Raw genomic sequence first — 15,828 nt, 5'->3', positions numbered from 1 at the left:
CGGCTGCGGGCGTTGGCCGATCCGTTCACGGTGCCGGCACCCGCGGGTGCACGCATCCGGGACCGTCTGCGTCCGTCAGCCCGCGATGTGGAGGTGCTGCTGGCCGTGGGCGACCATCTGGGCCGGTACGCGCGGGCGGACCTGGCCCACCGCCTGCGGATCGGGTCCGTGTCGGGAAAGGACACCCGGCGGACCGAAAGCAAGCGCGCGTTGACGAGGGTCTCGTCGTCCCGATGGGCAGGGTCCATCACCCGCGTCAGCGAGGACCAGTACCGCCTCTCCTCGCGGCGCCTGGCGGACGAACGGTCGGCCCTACTCCGGGCGGTCGCGAAGATCCGCAGCCGTCTGGCAGTGCCGTGCGGGCGCAAGGTGGACGGAGTCCGCGGCTATCCCAGCCAGGCGGAGCGCGCGCAGAAGCAGCGGCGTTTGCAGGTTCTCACGTCGCGCCTGGCCGAGGCGGAGCGGCGCATCGGGGCCGGGCGGCCGGCGATCGTGGTGGGCGGCCGTCGTCTGGCCAAGGCGCGGCACGGCCTCGTCGATGAGGGTCTCACCGAGAACGAGTGGCGGGAGCGCTGGACAGCTCGGCGCATGTTCCTGACCGCCGACGGCGAGTCCGGAAAGCCGCACGGCAACTACACGATCAGCGTCGACCCGGCGGGCGGTGCGGTCGCCGTCGTCCTGCCCGAACCGCGGAGGCACCTGGCGAACGCGCCGCGCGGCCGCTACCGGCTCGCCTGCACCGTCAGGTTCAGCCATCGCCGGGACGAATGGCTCGACCGCGTCACGGCCGACCGGGCCGTTCGTTACGACATCGTGCGTGACCCCGGACGCGGCCGCTGGTACCTCGACGCCTCCTGGTCCGCCCCGAAGGCTGCCTTGCCCACCCCCGTCGAACTGGCCGCCAGGAGCGCCCGGCTGCTGGCCGTGGACCTCAATGCCGGCCACCTCGCGGTCTGTGTCGTGGACGTGCACGGCAACCCGGTCGGCACCCCCGTCAGCGTGCCCACCGATCTCACGGGACCAGCCTCCCGGCGTGACGGGCTCCGCTCAGCGATCAGCACACTGATCGGACTCGCCAGGGACCACGGCTGTGCGGGCCTGGCCATCGAGAACCTCGGTTTCGGCGCGACCTGGGCCACCGGGCGCGAAACAATGGGACGGGGCAAACGCGGCAAGGCCTTCCGCCGCACCGTCGCAGGCTTGCCAACCGCCCGGTTCCGCGAACGGCTTCGGGGCATGGCCCACCACGCCGGACTGGTTGTCGTCGCGGTCGATCCGGCCTACACCTCCCGCTGGGGCGGCCAGTACTGGAAGGCTCCGCTCCAGCAGCAGTCGAAGACCACCGTCGTCACCGGCCATCACGCGGCCGCGGCGGCGATCGGCAGGCGCGCCCTCGGACACGGGATACGGCGTCGGCAAGGTGTGACCGCACACGACCGGAGGATCGTGCGGCGGAGAGCTACCGGCCAGACCGCGTCCTGGCCGAGGGTGCGCGGGACCGCCGGCCCGCCGAGGACCACAGGCATGCCCGTCGAGGGCGGAAGACCTGCTGGGGCCGGAGCGATCGCCCGGTGCTGATCCCCGCTTCCCAAGACTGTTCGGGGAAGCAGTCGGCCGGCCCGGCCCACCGGGACCGGGAGAACGACGGCCGACGGCACCAGGAACGGTGAACTCGTACCCCAACACCACCGGAATCGTTGGTCGAACCGGTGGCTCGGGCCACCCTGACTGCATACCATCGATCACCGCAAGGCCCTTGTGCACCGAAGCACAATCTCCCGGCCCTGGAGGCTCCTTTGCACCGTCGCACTGCGCTCTCCGTCTCCGCCGTCCTGCTCGCGGCGGCCCCCCTGCTGACCGCGTGTTCCGGGGAGACCCGGCCCGGTACCGCCGCCGTCGTCGGGGGTGAGCGCATCACCACCTCGGCGCTCCAGGCCCAGGTCGGCGACGTGCGCGCCGCGCAGAGCACGTCCGAGCAGGGTGCGCAGCTGATCGGCGCGACCGCCGGGCTGGAGCGGCTGAAGCTGAACAAGATGATCCAGAGCGCCGTCCTCGAGCGGGCCGCCGAGGACGCCGGGCTGAGCGTGAGCCCAAAGGAGGTCCAGGACGTCCGCAAGGCGCAGCTGGAGCAGCTGGGCGGGGAGAAGGCGCTGCGGGACGCCGCGCTGCAGCAGGCGCAGCTGGCGCCGGGGCAGATCGAGGCGGACACCCGCTTCAAGCTGTTGCGGGACAAGCTCTTCGCGCACTACGGCAGCCAGGACAAGGCGCTGGCCAAGCTGGGGGAGGCGGCGAAGGCGCTGCACATCGAGGTCAACCCGCGGTACGGGCACTGGGACGCGCAGCAGATCCTGCTCGGGGACCAGGAGACGCCGTGGATCACCCAGCGGACCCGTCCGGAGCAGGCGGCCCCCGCCGGAGCCTGAGGCGGGCGGGCGGAGGTAGGTTCGGGGGGTGAACGACACCTCCGCCTCCGCCGCCGCTCCCGCCGAGCCCACGGGCCGGATCGTCCTGCTGACCGCCAGCCACCGGGTCGCCCCGGGGCTGCTGTCCTGGCCGGCCTGGCAGGTGCTGCACGCCGCGGACCGGGTGCTGTGCTCCGACCCGGGCCACCCGCAGCTGCCGTACCTGCGCGAGGCGGGGGTCGAGGTGGAGCTGGAGGGCCCGGACGCGCACGAGCTCGTCGCGGCGTGTGCCGGGGGCCGGACGGTCGTGGTGCTGCCGTCCGGGGAGGGCGACCAGCGGCTGACGGACGGTCTGGCCCGGCTGGCCGGGTCGGGCCGGGTCGCCATGCCCGACCTGGAGCTGCTGCCCGGCTCGTACGACCTGCCGGGGGCGCGGCTGCTGGACCTGGTGCAGGTCATGGACCGGGTGCGGCGGGAGTGCCCCTGGACCTCGCGGCAGACCCACGAGGGGCTGGTGAAGTACGCCATCGAGGAGGCGTACGAGCTGGTGGAGGCGATCGAGGACGGCGACCGGGACGCGCTGCGCGAGGAGCTGGGCGACGTGCTGCTCCAGGTGGTCTTCCACGCGCGGATCGCCGAGGAGGCGGGCGGCGGTGAGGACGGGGCACAGGCCTTCTCCATCGACGACGTCGCGGGTGACCTGGTCGACAAGCTGATCCGGCGCCACCCCCACGTGTTCGGGGACGCCACGGCCGACTCCCCGGAGGACGTCAGCGCCCACTGGCAGGCCACCAAGGCGGTGGAGAAGCAGCGGGAGTCGGTCACCGACGGGATCCCGCTGGGCCAGCCGGGCCTGGCGCTGGCGGCCAAGCTCGCCGGGCGGGCGCGTGCGGGCGGGGTGGCGGTGGAGCTGCCCCGGGGCGAGGGCATCGGGTACGAGCTGCTGGAGCTGGCGGCCCGCGCCGAGGCGTCGGGGACCGACCCGGAGACGGCGCTGCGCGCGGCGGCCCGCGTCTACCGGGACGCGATCCGGGCGGCCGAGGGTGTCGAGGACGCGGTTTAGTCGCGCGGGGCGCGGGCCGAGGGGTTGTGCCACTGCGGGGACGGCCGGTGCAGGAACCACTCGCCGAAGCCCAGCGGGCGGGGGCGCTGTGAGCCGGCGACGGGGACGGCGTCGTGGAAGAGGCGGTCGGGGCGGGCTCCGAGTTCCTGGAGGAGGTGGGAGGTCTCCTCGACGAACAGGGCCGGCCCGCTGAGGTAGACGTCCTGTTCCCGCCAAAGGGCGCGGTTGCCGAGGGCCGTCGCCAGCCGGTCGGTGGCCTGGTTGCGGTGCTGCCCGGGGGCGGGCGTGATGTAGGTGACGCCGAGCCAGCGGCAGGCGGCTGCGTGCCGGTCGATCAGGGGCCGGTCGTAGAGGTGCGCGGCGTCCCGGGCGACGACGAAGAGGCGTACGTCGTGGTCGGGAGGGTGCTGGAGGAGTTCCTCCAGCAGGGCGCGTACGGGAGCCCACCCGGTGCCGGCGGCGATGAGGGTGAGGGGGCGGTCCTCGCGGCGCAGGGTGAGCCGGCCGCCGGGGGCGCCGAGCCGCAGGACCTCGCCGGGCAGGACGTCGCGGACCAGGGCGGTGCTCAGGCGGCCGCCTTCGATGCGGCTGACGTGCAGGTCGACGGTGCCGTCGGGGCGGGGGGCGTTGGCGAGGGAGTAGGTGCGCCAGGTGGTGGGGACGCGGGTGCTGCTCACGCTGACGTACTGGCCGGGGCGGTAGGGCAGCGGGGTGCGCGGGGCGAGGGTCAGTACGCCGATGTCCTGTCCGTACTGGAGGTGGCGTACCACCTCGGCCTCCCACCAGGGTGGTTCGTCGCTGTCGGCGGCGCCGGCGGTCATGGTGTCGGCGATGACCTGGTAGGCCTCGTACCAGGCCTTCTCGACGGCCGGGGTCCAGGCGTCGCCGGAGGTCTGGGCGAGGGCGGCGATCAGGCTGGTGCCGACGGCCGCGTAGTGCTCGGGGCCGACGAGGAACTTGCGGTGGTCGCGTCCGAGGTCGCGTAGGTAGGGGACGAGGGTCCCGCTCTCCAGGTGGGTGACGACGTGGGTGAGCGCGGCGAAGAGCCGGTCGCGCTGGCGTTCCATGTCCTCGGCGGAGGAGGGGAAGAGTTCGCGGAGTCCGGGGTTGTGCCAGAAGAGGTGGGAGTAGAAGTACTTGACCGCGTGTTCGGCCCTTCTCTCCACCACCGCGAAACTGCTCTTCAAGATCCTCACGTCCACAGAACCGAAAGTAGGAATGTCGCAGAACCTGACGTCAAGTGATGTCCGATCTGCGGACAGCCGCGATGAAGCGGCCATAAGGGATGGCCGGTGGCGAGCCGGGATACGGTCGACGGGTGCACGATCAGACCTCCGCCGCCCAGCCCGATCCGTCCCGTACGGAGATGCCGACGCTCTTCGACTGGGAGTTCGCCACCGACCCGTACCCGGCCTACGCCTGGCTGCGCGAGAACTCCCCGGTGCACCGCACCCGGCTGCCCAGCGGGGTGGAGGCCTGGCTGGTGACGCGGTACGCCGACGCCCGCCAGGCCCTCGCGGACCAGCGGCTGAGCAAGAACCCGGCGCACCACGCGGAGCCGGCGCACGCCAAGGGCAAGACCGGGATCCCGGGGGAGCGCAAGGCGGAGCTGATGACGCACCTGCTGAATATCGACCCGCCGGACCACACCCGGCTGCGGCGGCTGGTGTCGAAGGCGTTCACCCCGCGGCGTGTGGCCGAGTTCACTCCGCGCGTGCAGGAGCTGACCGACGGCCTGATCGACCGGTTCGCGGGCAGGGGGGAGGCGGACCTCATCCACGAGTTCGCGTTCCCGCTCCCCATCTACGCCATCTGCGAGATGCTCGGCGTACCGCGGGAGGACCAGGACGACTTCCGCGACTGGGCCGGGATGATGATCCGGCACGGCGGCGGGCCGCGCGGAGGGGTCGCGCGCTCGGTGAAGCAGATGCGGGCCTATCTCGGGGAACTGATCCACCGCAAGCGGGACGATCTGGGCAATGACCTCATCTCCGATCTGATCCGGGCAAGTGACCACGGAGACCATCTGACGGAGGCGGAGGCCACGGCGATGGCCTTCATCCTGCTCTTCGCCGGCTTCGAGACGACCGTGAACCTCATCGGCAACGGCATCCACTCCCTCTTCATGAACCCGGACCAGCGCGAGCGCCTCCAGGCCTCCCTCGCGGCCGGGGAGAGCGCGCTGCTGGAGACCGGTGTCGAGGAACTGCTGCGCTACGACGGCCCCGTGGAGCTGGCCACCTGGCGGTTCGCCACCCGGCCGCTGGTCCTGGGCGGGCAGGACATCGCGGCGGGGGACCCCGTGCTGGTGGTCCTCGCGGCGGCCGACCGCGACCCGGAGCGGTTCGCCGACCCGGACACCCTGGACCTCTCCCGGAGTGACAACCAACACCTCGGATACGGCCACGGGATCCACTACTGCCTCGGCGCTCCGCTGGCCCGTCTCGAGGGGCAGACGGCGCTCGGAACTTTGCTGAAGCGTCTGCCGGATCTGGAACTTGCGATTCCCCCTACGGACCTGCGCTGGCGCGGCGGACTCATCATGCGGGGGCTGCGCACCCTCCCCGTCCGCTTCACAGTCCCGAACGGTTGAGGGCGCGGGGGGCCGCCGGACTGACCGGAAGTCAGTTCCGCACCGTTCCACCGCCGAACTTGTGACATCCGTTCGAAGGCGGCTAGGTTCTGCCGTTACCCCGCCGTTATGCGAAAGGTGCAGCCTCATGCTTCCCGGGAACGGCCGCCACAGACGCCCCCGCCAGGTACCCGCGATCGTCGTCACCGCAGGAGTCACCGGCTCCGCGCTGGCCATGCCGCTGCTCGCCGCCACAGGTGCGAACGCGGCCGACACCGCCACGTGGGACAAGGTCGCCGACTGCGAGAGCGGCGGCACCTGGAGCGCGAACTCCGGCAGCGGCGCCTACGGCGGCCTGCAGTTCACCCTGGAACAGTGGCGCAACGCCGGCGGCCTCGCGTACGCGGAGCGCCCCGACCTCGCCAGCCGCTCCCAGCAGATCGCGGTCGCCGAGCGCGTGCTGGCCTCCCAGGGCCCCCAGGCGTGGCCGCTGTGCTCCGCCTCGGCCGGGCTGACCCAGCAGGGCCCCGCGCCCGACGTGGACCCCGGTGACAAGCTGGAGCCCGCGCCCGTCGCGCCCACCAAGGGCCGCCCCGACGGTTCGGTGCCGAACGCGGGCAAGGGCAAGCCCTCCACGGACTTCGGGGCCCCGACCCCGGCGCCGGGCACCCCGTCCAACCCGAGCGGGCTGCCGGACTACCCGCTGGGCCCCTCCAGCGGACTGCCCGTCATGCCCGAGCCGGACTACACGGTCCAGCCCACGACGCCCGGCACGCCCACGCCGACGCCGGGCACGCCCACCCCCGGCACGCCCACCCCGGGCACGCCCACGGCCCCGGGCACCCCGACGGCCCCGGGCGCCACCCCGACGGCTCCGGCCACCCCGGGTGCGACTCCCGCCCCGGGCGCCACGCCCACCGCTCCGGCCACCCCGGGCGCCACGGCGGGCACCCCGTCCGGCGCGGCGTCGGACGGCTCGGGCAAGCACCGCGGCCCGGCCGCCATCGAGGTGCAGGGGGCGCCTGGCGCGGCGTCAGTACCCGCCGCGGAGCCCGTCTACACCGTGAAGCCGGGCGACAGCCTTTCGGACATCGCGAAGGCCAAGGGCGTCAAGGGCGGTTGGGACGAGCTCTACAAGGCCAACGAGCAGGTCATCGGTGGGGACGCGGACCTCATCAAGCCCGGACAGAACCTGGATCTAACCAAGAAATAGTGGGCAGTTCGGACATCCATTAAGAGTTGAATGTCCGTTATCGCCAAATGAGACATGCATCTCTTCCGGACAACTGGCGTGTCTCGTTCCGGAACTGTTGCAAACCCCCTTCTCACCTGCACAAACGTGCTCTTCAGGAAGGCAAGTAGGCCGGTTTCTCCCCAAAATCACACGTTGAACATCGGGGAGAGACCTGTCTACCTTCTGAATCGCTCGCCACCGCGGGCTCCTTCGACCGCATCGCCGAATCCTGCCGGCGGACGGAGGGAACAGTCGTCGCGCAAGCGCCGAAGGCAGGAGCGGGGGAACCAAGGTAGGCGCCGGGAAGGGCCGTTGAGAGACGGCCCGCGTACCGGCTAGGGGTGAAGACACGCGCCGCGCCGCGTGACCGGGCAACTCATCCGCCCGAACCCGACAGCTCACCTCGAAGGCGTCGGTGAGGAGAAATCCATGCTGCTTTCCGGCAAGGGCAAGCACCGCCGCGGCTCCAAGGCCGTCCGCATCGTCACGCTCGCCGGTGTCGCCGGTGTCGCCGTCGCGGCCCCGCTGATGGCCGCCGGTACCGCCAGCGCCGCCACCGCGGCCGAGTGGGACAAGGTCGCCGCCTGCGAGTCCGGCGGCAACTGGTCCATCAACACCGGCAACGGCTACTACGGCGGCCTGCAGTTCTCCGCCTCCACCTGGGCCGCGTACGGCGGCAAGTCGTACGCCGCGCAGGCCAACCAGGCCACCAAGGGCCAGCAGATAGCCATCGCCGAGAAGGTCCTCAAGGGCCAGGGCAAGGGCGCGTGGCCGCACTGCGGCGTCGGCCTGTCCAACTCCTCGTACAACGGCGGCGGTTCGACCACCCCGGCCAAGCCGAAGCCCGAGACCAAGCCGGCCCCGGCCAAGCCCGCTCCGGCCAAGCCGGCCCCGGCGAAGCCCGCCCCGGCCAAGCCGTCCGCGCCGAAGACCGAGACCGAGACCAAGGGCTCCGGCGCCGGCTCCGGCAACTGGACCCCGGCCAAGCCGTCGACCCCGAAGGCCGAGACCCCGCAGACGGGCAACGGCACCTACACGGTCAAGGAAGGCGACACCCTCGGCACCATCGCCGACGCCAACAAGGTCAAGGGCGGCTGGGAGAAGCTCTTCGAGCTCAACAAGGACACCGTGTCCGACGCCGACCTGATCTTCCCGGGTCAGAAGCTGAAGCTCGCCTGAACGTCCGCGTAACTCTCGCGGCACCCCGCAGCATCCCCACCGCCCGGCGCGTATCCCCCCACGCGCCGGGCGGCGGCGTGTCGTCCGCCGGTCACCGCATTGCGGAACCGGAACACCGGCTTCCGCTGCCCGTTCCCCCGGCAAGCACGTGAAATCAAGGGTCCTATGTCCCGGAAGACGGGTATTCGGACCCTTTTTCGTCCCAGGAGCCGGGCGGTCGGGCAGCCCACACCCCGGAGCCGGTTAGGCTCTAGTCGGCAAGGCCGTCCCACGGCCCACACGCCACCGCACACCCAGCGTCACATCCCAGAAGGAGATGCTCGTGCCGTCCATCGACGTCGTCGTAGCCCGGGAAATCCTGGACTCCCGAGGCAACCCCACGGTCGAGGTCGAGGTGGGCCTCGACGACGGCAGCACCGGCCGTGCTGCCGTTCCGTCCGGCGCCTCCACCGGTGCCTTCGAGGCCATCGAGCTCCGCGACGGTGACCCCAACCGTTACATGGGCAAGGGCGTGGAGAAGGCCGTCCTCGCCGTCATCGAGCAGATCGGGCCGGAGCTCGTCGGCTACGACGCCACCGAGCAGCGCCTGATCGACCAGGCCATGTTCGACCTCGACGCCACCGACAACAAGGGCTCGCTCGGCGCCAACGCCATCCTCGGCGTCTCCCTCGCCGTCGCGCACGCCGCGTCCGAGGCCTCGGACCTGCCGCTGTTCCGCTACCTCGGCGGCCCGAACGCGCACCTGCTGCCCGTTCCGATGATGAACATCCTCAACGGTGGGTCGCACGCCGACTCCAACGTCGACATCCAGGAGTTCATGATCGCCCCGATCGGCGCGGAGTCCTTCTCCGAGGCGCTGCGCTGGGGTGCCGAGGTCTACCACACCCTCAAGAAGGTCCTGCACACCAAGGGCCTCTCCACCGGCCTGGGCGACGAGGGCGGCTTCGCCCCGAACCTGGAGTCCAACCGCGCCGCGCTCGACCTCATCATCGAGGCCATCAAGCAGGCCGGCTACACCCCGGGCAAGGACATCGCGCTCGCGCTCGACGTCGCCGCGTCCGAGTTCTACAAGGACGGCAAGTACGAGTTCGAGGGCCAGTCCCGCTCGGCCGCCGAGATGACCGACTACTACGCCGAGCTCGTCGAGGCGTACCCGCTCGTCTCCATCGAGGACCCGCTGTTCGAGGACGACTGGGCCGGCTGGAAGACCATCACCGACCGCCTGGGCTCCAAGGTCCAGATCGTCGGCGACGACCTCTTCGTCACCAACCCCGAGCGCCTCGCCCGCGGCATCGAGGAGGGCTCCGCGAACGCCCTGCTCGTGAAGGTGAACCAGATCGGCTCCCTGACCGAGACCCTCGACGCCGTCGAGATGGCCCAGCGCAACGGCTTCAAGTGCATGATGTCGCACCGCTCCGGCGAGACCGAGGACGTCACCATCGCCGACCTCGCCGTCGCCGTGAACTGCGGTCAGATCAAGACCGGCGCCCCGGCCCGCTCGGACCGCGTCGCCAAGTACAACCAGCTGCTGCGCATCGAGGAGATCCTCGACGACGCCGCCGTGTACGCCGGCCGCAGCGCCTTCCCGCGCTTCAAGGGCTGACACCGCCTCAGGGCGGCACCTCCCGGGGGGACACCCCTGGGGTCGCAGCCTCCGTACGTCCCCGCACTCGGTCCCGTACCGTGTGCGGGGACGTATTGCGTAGTGCGCGCACAGGGGAGGCGGGGCCATGGCCGGGAACCGGGATCGGTTCTCCACCTTCTCGACGGCGACCCGGCTCAAGCAGCTCGGCGAGCGGACCGCGGCCCACGTCTACCGCTCGCAGTCCCGCCGGCACATCCGCCGCAGCCGGCTCACCGGCCGCGCGGCACTGCTGGTCCTCGTCCTCTGTACGCTGGTCGTCGCCCTCGCGTATCCGATGCGCCAGTACGTGTCCCAGCGCTCGGAGATCACGGACCAGCAGCGGGCCGCCGACACCGCGCGCAAGCGCCTCGAACAGCTCCGCGACGAAAAGGCCCGCTGGCAGGACCCCGCCTACGCGGAGCAGCAGGCGCGCAGGCACCTGCACTTCCTGCGCCCGGGGGAGATCGGCTACATCATGACCGACCCCGGGGCCGCGGCCCCGGAGCACCGCCGCGGCGGCCAGGACGGTTCCGACCGCCCCTGGTACTCCAACGTCTGGGACGGCGTCGACAAGGCCGACCGCCCCGGTGAATGAACCACTGACCCACCCATCACGCACGACCGAACGAAGAGACTTCCTCCAGGCATGCAGACGCCCCCGCCCCAGACCGACCGCACCGAGCCGACCGACGCGGACATCGAGGCGTTCGAGCAGCAGCTCGGCCGCCCGCCGCGCGGGCTGCGCGCCATCGCGCACCGCTGCCCCTGCGGCCAGCCGGACGTCGTCGAGACCGCACCCCGGCTGCCCGACGGCACCCCCTTCCCCACGCTGTACTACCTGACGTGCCCGCGCGCGGCCTCCGCGATCGGCACGCTGGAGGCCAACGGCGTCATGAAGGAGATGCAGGCCCGGCTCGCCGAGGACCCGGAGCTCGCCGCCGCCTACCAGAAGGCGCACGAGGACTACATCCGGCGCCGCGACGCCATCGAGGTGCTCCAGGGCTTCCCGAGCGCCGGCGGCATGCCGGACCGGGTCAAGTGCCTGCACGTGCTGGTGGGCCACTCGCTGGCCGCCGGCCCCGGCGTGAACCCGTTCGGCGACGAGGCGCTGGCCATGCTGCCGGAGTGGTGGGCCAAGGGCGCCTGCGTCACCCCGTGCGGGGAGAAGACGGAAGAGGAGCCCGGGGAGGGGGCCGCGTGACCCGGGTCGCGGGCATCGACTGCGGTACCAACTCCATCCGCCTCCTGGTCGCCGACTGCGACCCGGCCACCGGCGAGCTCGTCGAGCTCGACCGGCGGATGACGATCGTCCGGCTCGGCCAGGGCGTGGACAAGACCGGCCGGCTGGCCCCGGAGGCGCTGGAGCGCACCTTCGCGGCCTGCCGAGAGTACGCCGGGGTGATCAAGGAGTTCGGGGCGGAGCGGGTGCGTTTCGTGGCCACCTCGGCCTCGCGCGACGCGGAGAACCGGGACGAGTTCGTCCGCGGCGTGCTGGACATCCTCGGCGTCGAGCCCGAGGTGATCTCCGGCGAGCAGGAGGCGGAGTTCTCCTTCACCGGCGCCACCAAGGAGCTCGTCGCGCACGAGCACCTGGAACGGCCGTTCCTGGTGGTGGACATCGGCGGCGGTTCGACCGAGTTCGTCGTCGGGGAGGACCGCGTACGGGCGGCCCGCTCGGTCGACGTGGGCTGCGTCCGGATGACCGAGCGCCACCTGGTGGTGGACGGCGAGGTCACCGACCCGCCGACCGCGGCGCAGATCGCCGCCATACGGGCCGACATCGAGGCGGCCCTGGACCTGGCCGCCGAGACGGTCCCGCTGGCCGAGGCGCGCACCCTGGTGGGCCTCGCGGGCTCGGTGACCACGGTCGCCGCGATCGCGCTCGGCCTGGACGCGTACGACTGGTCGGCGATCCACCACTCCCGGATCTCCTACGAGCAGGTGCGCGAGATCAGCGAGCGCATGCTGAGCGCCACCCACGACGAGCGCGCCGCCATCCCCGTGATGCACCCGGGGCGGGTCGACGTGATCGGCGCGGGCGCCCTGGTCCTGCTCGCGATCATGGAGCGCGTCGGCGCCACCGAGGTCGTGGTCTCCGAGCACGACATCCTGGACGGCATCGCCTGGTCCGCGGCCTGAGCCCGCTGACCACGAGGGCCCCCGCGGACCGCGGGGGCCCTCGGCGTTCCCGCCCGCCTCCCGGCGCCTCGACCGGTTCCCCGGCGGCCGTGCAGCGGGCGTCGTGCGCTCGTGCGGCTGAACATCGTGTTCCGCCCGACGAGTGGCTGGTGGGCGGGGGGAGGGGGGCCGGTGCGGCGGCAGTGCGGGGGCGCCAGGGGGCCCCTGGGGCGGCCGGAAGTGCCCCTCCGGGAACGAGGTTCGTGAAGTTCTTCACAAGGAAAAAGGGCCTGCCGGGTCAACGAGGGGGCCCTTCGGTGCCGTTCCGGGGGTCGCAGGGCCGTTTCGGCACCTGTTTGTGCGATGCGCGGCCGCGACGGGTTTCGTATCAGAGGTAAGGACGAAACCCAGTGGTCCAGTCCGGTTGGGGCCTTGGAGGCCAGTTCAGACCGGGTGAACAACGACTCCGCGTATACGTTGGTTCCCGTTGCGCCTCATGATCTGGGTCACGCGGGCCGCGCAGTGTAGCAGAGACCTTGTGGCACCTTGTGAAGGGGCTCACGAGCGTCACCCCTTGGGGTGCTGGATACTCATTCCATGAGCACCACGGAGCGTCCCAGGATCCTCGTAGTAGGAGGTGGGTACGTAGGTCTGTACGCGGCCAAGCGCATCATGAAGAAGATGCGCTACGGCGAGGCGACCGTCACGGTCGTCGACCCGCGGTCGTACATGACCTACCAGCCCTTCCTCCCCGAAGTGGCCGCAGGCAACATCTCGCCTCGGCACGTTGTCGTCCCGCTGCGACGCGTGCTGCCCAAGGCTGAGGTTCTCACCGGCCGGGTCACCACCATCGACCAGGACCGCAAGGTCGCCGTCGTCACGCCGCTGGTCGGCGAGGCGTACGAGCTGCCCTTCGACTACCTGGTGATCGCGCTCGGCGCCGTCTCCCGCACCTTCCCGATCCCCGGCCTGGCCGAACAGGGCATCGGCATGAAGGGCGTCGAAGAGGGCATCGGCCTGCGCAACCACGTCCTCGAGCAGCTCGACAAGGCGGAGTCCACGACGGACGAGAACGTCCGCCGCAAGGCCCTCACCTTCGTCTTCGTCGGCGGCGGCTTCGCCGGCGCCGAGACGATCGGCGAGGTCGAGGACATGGCCCGCGACGCCGTGAAGTACTACTCCACGATCAAGCGCGAGGACATGCGCTTCATCCTGGTCGACGCTGCGGACAAGATCCTTCCCGAGGTCGGGCCGAAGCTCGGCACCTGGGGCAAGGAGCACCTCGAGTCCCGCGGCATCGAGATCTACCTCAGCACCTCCATGGACTCCTGCGTGGACGGCCACGTGGTGCTGAAGAACGGCCTCGAGGTCGACTCCAGCACCATCGTGTGGACCGCGGGCGTCAAGCCGAACCCGGCGCTGGCCCGCTACGGCCTGCCGCTGGGCCCGCGCGGCCACGTGGACACCGCCCCGACCCTCCAGGTCCAGGGCACGGACTACATCTGGGCCGCGGGCGACAACGCCCAGGTCCCGGACGTCGCCGCCCGCAAGGCCGGGGTCGAGAACGCCTGGTGCCCGCCGAACGCCCAGCACGCGCTGCGCCAGGCCAAGGTCCTCGGCGACAACGTGGTCTCCGGCATGCGGGGCTTCCCGCAGAAGGAGTACTCGCACTCCAACAAGGGTGCGGTGGCGGGCCTCGGCCTCCACAAGGGCGTCGCGATGATCGTCATGGGCAAGATGAAGATCAAGCTCAAGGGCCGGCTCGCCTGGTACATGCACCGTGGCTACCACGGCATGGCCATGCCGACCTGGAACCGCAAGATCCGCGTCTTCGCCGACTGGACCCTCGGCATGTTCCTCAAGCGCGAGGTCGTCTCCCTCGGAGCCCTGGAGACCCCCCGCGAGGAGTTCTACGAGGCCGCCAAGCCGGCGCCGGCTCCGGCCGCCGCCGCTGCACCGGCGCAGAAGGCCAAGGCCTCCTGACCCCGGCCGGTCCGGCAGGAAACCGAGCACGACCCCGAAGGGGCCGCCCGCCATCCGTGGTGCGGGCGGCCCCTTCGGCGTGCCCGGGGAGGTGCACGGCCGGCTGGAGCCCCGGTCGAGGGGCGCTCCAGCGGGCAAACCGGCCGTGATTGCCCCAGAGGGGAAGTGGGAAGTCGTTCCACGGAACTCCTGGAGGTGCCTGAGATGACCGACGCCGCGCCGCGGCTGGCAGCCGTTGCCGAAACCCTGCTGGGCGCCCCCCTGCCCGTGCGGATACGGGCCTGGGACGGCAGCGAGGCCGGCCCGGCCACCGGCCCGGTGCTGGTGATCGCACACCGTCGCGCCCTGCGCCGGATCCTGTGGAAGCCGGGCGAACTGGGGCTCGCCCGCGCCTGGGTCGCCGGTGACCTGACCGTCGAGGGCGACCTGTTCGAACTGCTCGACCGGGTGGGCGGCCTGCTGTGGGAGCGGGAGCGGCGGGGCCCCGCCCCCGTCCCCGTCCCGGCCCGTTCGGGGCTGGGCAAGCTCGCGGCCCTGCGCCCGTACCTGCCCGGGCTCGGTTCCGGCCCCGCCGGGACCGCCGCGTTGCTGCGCGACCCGGCCGCACGGGCCGCCGTACGCGACCTCGTGGCCCTGGCGCGTCCGTGGACGGCGCCCGCGCCGCCGCCGGAGGAGGCCGTCCGCGGCGGCGGGCCGCGCCACTCCAAGCGGCGCGACAGCGAGGCGATCAGCCACCACTACGACGTGGGAAACGACTTCTACGAGCGGGTCCTGGGGCCCTCCATGGTGTACTCCTGCGCCTACTGGACCGCGGAGGGCACCCTGGAGGACGCCCAGCGGGACAAGCTCGACCTGGTCTGCCGCAAACTCGCCCTGGAGCCGGGCCGGCGCCTCCTGGACGTCGGCTGCGGCTGGGGCTCCATGGCCCTGCACGCCGCCCGCGAGTACGGGGTGCGCGTCACCGGCATCACGCTCTCGCGCGAGCAGGCCGCGTACGCCCGCAAGCGGATCGCCGAGGAGGGCCTGACCGACCGGGTGGAGATCCGGGTGCAGGACTACCGGGACGTCAAGGACGGCCCGTACGACGCCATTTCCTCGATCGGCATGGCCGAGCACGTGGGCTCCGCCCGCTACCGCGAGTACGCCGGGATACTGCACGCCCTGCTGGCCCCCGGCGGCCGGCTGCTCAACCACCAGATCGGCCGGCCCCCCGAGCAGGACGAGCAGGCGTACGAGATCGACGAGTTCATCGACGCGTACGTGTTCCCGGACGGGGAGCTCTCCCCGATCGGCACCACCGTCGGCGAGCTGGAGCGGGCCGGCTTCGAGGTCCGCGACGTGGAGGCGCTGCGCGAGCACTACGCGCTGACCCTGCGGGCCTGGGTGGCGCGCCTGGAACGGCACTGGGACGAGGCCGTCCGGCTCACCTCGCCCGGCAGGGCCCGCGTGTGGCTGCTGTACATGGCGGCGTCCGCGCTGGGCTTCGAGCACGGCCGGCTGGGGGTCAACCAGGTGCTGGCGGTGCGCCCCGGGGGCGCGGGTGCCTCGGGGATGCCGCTGCGGACGCGCGTGTGGGGCACGGGCCCCGCGTAGCGCCGTACGGCCGCCGGGGACAGCGGCGGCCGGGCAACGGGAAGGGCCCCGGGGCGTGTT

General features: G+C 72.0%; 13 protein-coding genes and 1 riboswitch. Of the genes, 12 read left to right on the top strand and 1 reads right to left on the bottom strand.

Annotation, left to right across the window (positions count from 1 at the left end):
* Nucleotides 1–12 precede the first annotated feature (12 nt).
* The 3 genes from D1J60_RS14195 to D1J60_RS14185 all read left to right on the top strand — a co-directional run bounded on the left by D1J60_RS14195 (nucleotide 13) and on the right by D1J60_RS14185 (nucleotide 3,465).
* Nucleotides 13–1,578 (top strand): hypothetical protein, encoded by a 1,566-nt coding sequence (locus D1J60_RS14195; protein WP_241253260.1) that lies wholly within the window; start codon nucleotides 13–15, stop codon nucleotides 1,576–1,578.
* A gap of 218 nt (nucleotides 1,579–1,796) precedes the next feature.
* A complete protein-coding gene (locus D1J60_RS14190) occupies nucleotides 1,797–2,423 on the top strand; it encodes a SurA N-terminal domain-containing protein (RefSeq protein WP_125821342.1) in 627 nt (208 codons plus the stop codon).
* Nucleotides 2,424–2,451: 28 nt separating this feature from the next.
* Nucleotides 2,452–3,465 (top strand): nucleoside triphosphate pyrophosphohydrolase, encoded by a 1,014-nt coding sequence (locus D1J60_RS14185; protein WP_125821341.1) that lies wholly within the window; start codon nucleotides 2,452–2,454, stop codon nucleotides 3,463–3,465.
* On the opposite strand, the gene D1J60_RS14180 is transcribed toward D1J60_RS14185, so the two are convergent.
* On the bottom strand, nucleotides 3,462–4,661 hold the full coding sequence (locus D1J60_RS14180) for a globin domain-containing protein (RefSeq protein ID WP_241253259.1): 1,200 nt from the start codon (nucleotides 4,659–4,661) through the stop codon (nucleotides 3,462–3,464). The two genes, D1J60_RS14185 and D1J60_RS14180, sit on opposite strands and share 4 nt — an antisense overlap.
* Nucleotides 4,662–4,831: 170 nt before the next feature.
* On the opposite strand from D1J60_RS14180, the gene D1J60_RS14175 reads away from it, so the two are divergent.
* From D1J60_RS14175 to D1J60_RS14135, 9 genes are all read left to right on the top strand, one after another.
* Nucleotides 4,832–6,058: a cytochrome P450 gene (locus tag D1J60_RS14175; protein ID WP_125604489.1), complete on the top strand. Its 1,227-nt coding sequence runs from the start codon at nucleotides 4,832–4,834 to the stop codon at nucleotides 6,056–6,058.
* A 127-nt stretch (nucleotides 6,059–6,185) separates the two neighbouring features.
* On the top strand, nucleotides 6,186–7,250 hold the full coding sequence (locus D1J60_RS14170; protein WP_125821340.1) for a transglycosylase family protein: 1,065 nt from the start codon (nucleotides 6,186–6,188) through the stop codon (nucleotides 7,248–7,250).
* A gap of 275 nt (nucleotides 7,251–7,525) precedes the next feature.
* Nucleotides 7,526–7,698, top strand: a riboswitch (cyclic di-AMP (ydaO/yuaA leader).
* 2 nt (nucleotides 7,699–7,700) lie between these two features.
* Complete coding sequence (locus tag D1J60_RS14165) at nucleotides 7,701–8,450, top strand: transglycosylase family protein (RefSeq protein ID WP_125604125.1); 750 nt, start codon at nucleotides 7,701–7,703, stop codon at nucleotides 8,448–8,450.
* Between the two features lie 316 nt (nucleotides 8,451–8,766).
* Complete coding sequence (gene eno, locus D1J60_RS14160; protein WP_045947571.1) at nucleotides 8,767–10,053, top strand: phosphopyruvate hydratase; 1,287 nt, start codon at nucleotides 8,767–8,769, stop codon at nucleotides 10,051–10,053.
* Between the two features lie 127 nt (nucleotides 10,054–10,180).
* Complete coding sequence (locus tag D1J60_RS14155) at nucleotides 10,181–10,669, top strand: septum formation initiator family protein (RefSeq protein WP_007264518.1); 489 nt, start codon at nucleotides 10,181–10,183, stop codon at nucleotides 10,667–10,669.
* A gap of 51 nt (nucleotides 10,670–10,720) precedes the next feature.
* Nucleotides 10,721–11,275, top strand: a complete 555-nt coding sequence (locus D1J60_RS14150; RefSeq protein WP_125821339.1) for a DUF501 domain-containing protein — start codon at nucleotides 10,721–10,723, stop codon at nucleotides 11,273–11,275.
* Nucleotides 11,272–12,213, top strand: coding sequence for a Ppx/GppA phosphatase family protein (locus tag D1J60_RS14145; protein WP_125604123.1), 942 nt, complete (start codon nucleotides 11,272–11,274; stop codon nucleotides 12,211–12,213). Before D1J60_RS14150 ends, D1J60_RS14145 begins: the two co-directional genes overlap by 4 nt.
* 576 nt (nucleotides 12,214–12,789) lie before the next feature.
* Nucleotides 12,790–14,175: an NAD(P)/FAD-dependent oxidoreductase gene (locus D1J60_RS14140; protein ID WP_125821338.1), complete on the top strand. Its 1,386-nt coding sequence runs from the start codon at nucleotides 12,790–12,792 to the stop codon at nucleotides 14,173–14,175.
* 204 nt (nucleotides 14,176–14,379) lie between these two features.
* Complete coding sequence (locus D1J60_RS14135; RefSeq protein ID WP_125821337.1) at nucleotides 14,380–15,768, top strand: cyclopropane-fatty-acyl-phospholipid synthase family protein; 1,389 nt, start codon at nucleotides 14,380–14,382, stop codon at nucleotides 15,766–15,768.
* Nucleotides 15,769–15,828 lie beyond the last annotated feature (60 nt).

Origin of the sequence: Streptomyces sp. W1SF4 (assembly GCF_003950035.1) — a bacterium.
Taxonomy (GTDB): domain Bacteria; phylum Actinomycetota; class Actinomycetes; order Streptomycetales; family Streptomycetaceae; genus Streptomyces; species Streptomyces racemochromogenes.
This window is presented reverse-complemented; position numbering and strand designations above follow the sequence as displayed.

Excerpts from the sequence above, each read along its gene's own strand:
- D1J60_RS14135 (WP_125821337.1), top strand. The coding sequence starts at position 14,380 with ATGACCGACGCCGCGCCGCGGCTGGCAGCCGTTGCCGAAACCCTGCTG.
- eno (WP_045947571.1), top strand. The coding sequence starts at position 8,767 with ATGCTCGTGCCGTCCATCGACGTCGTCGTAGCCCGGGAAATCCTGGAC.
- D1J60_RS14150 (WP_125821339.1), top strand. The coding sequence starts at position 10,721 with ATGCAGACGCCCCCGCCCCAGACCGACCGCACCGAGCCGACCGACGCG.
- D1J60_RS14165 (WP_125604125.1), top strand. The coding sequence starts at position 7,701 with ATGCTGCTTTCCGGCAAGGGCAAGCACCGCCGCGGCTCCAAGGCCGTC.
- D1J60_RS14175 (WP_125604489.1), top strand. The coding sequence starts at position 4,832 with ATGCCGACGCTCTTCGACTGGGAGTTCGCCACCGACCCGTACCCGGCC.
- D1J60_RS14155 (WP_007264518.1), top strand. The coding sequence starts at position 10,181 with ATGGCCGGGAACCGGGATCGGTTCTCCACCTTCTCGACGGCGACCCGG.
- D1J60_RS14170 (WP_125821340.1), top strand. The coding sequence starts at position 6,186 with ATGCTTCCCGGGAACGGCCGCCACAGACGCCCCCGCCAGGTACCCGCG.
- D1J60_RS14140 (WP_125821338.1), top strand. The coding sequence starts at position 12,790 with ATGAGCACCACGGAGCGTCCCAGGATCCTCGTAGTAGGAGGTGGGTAC.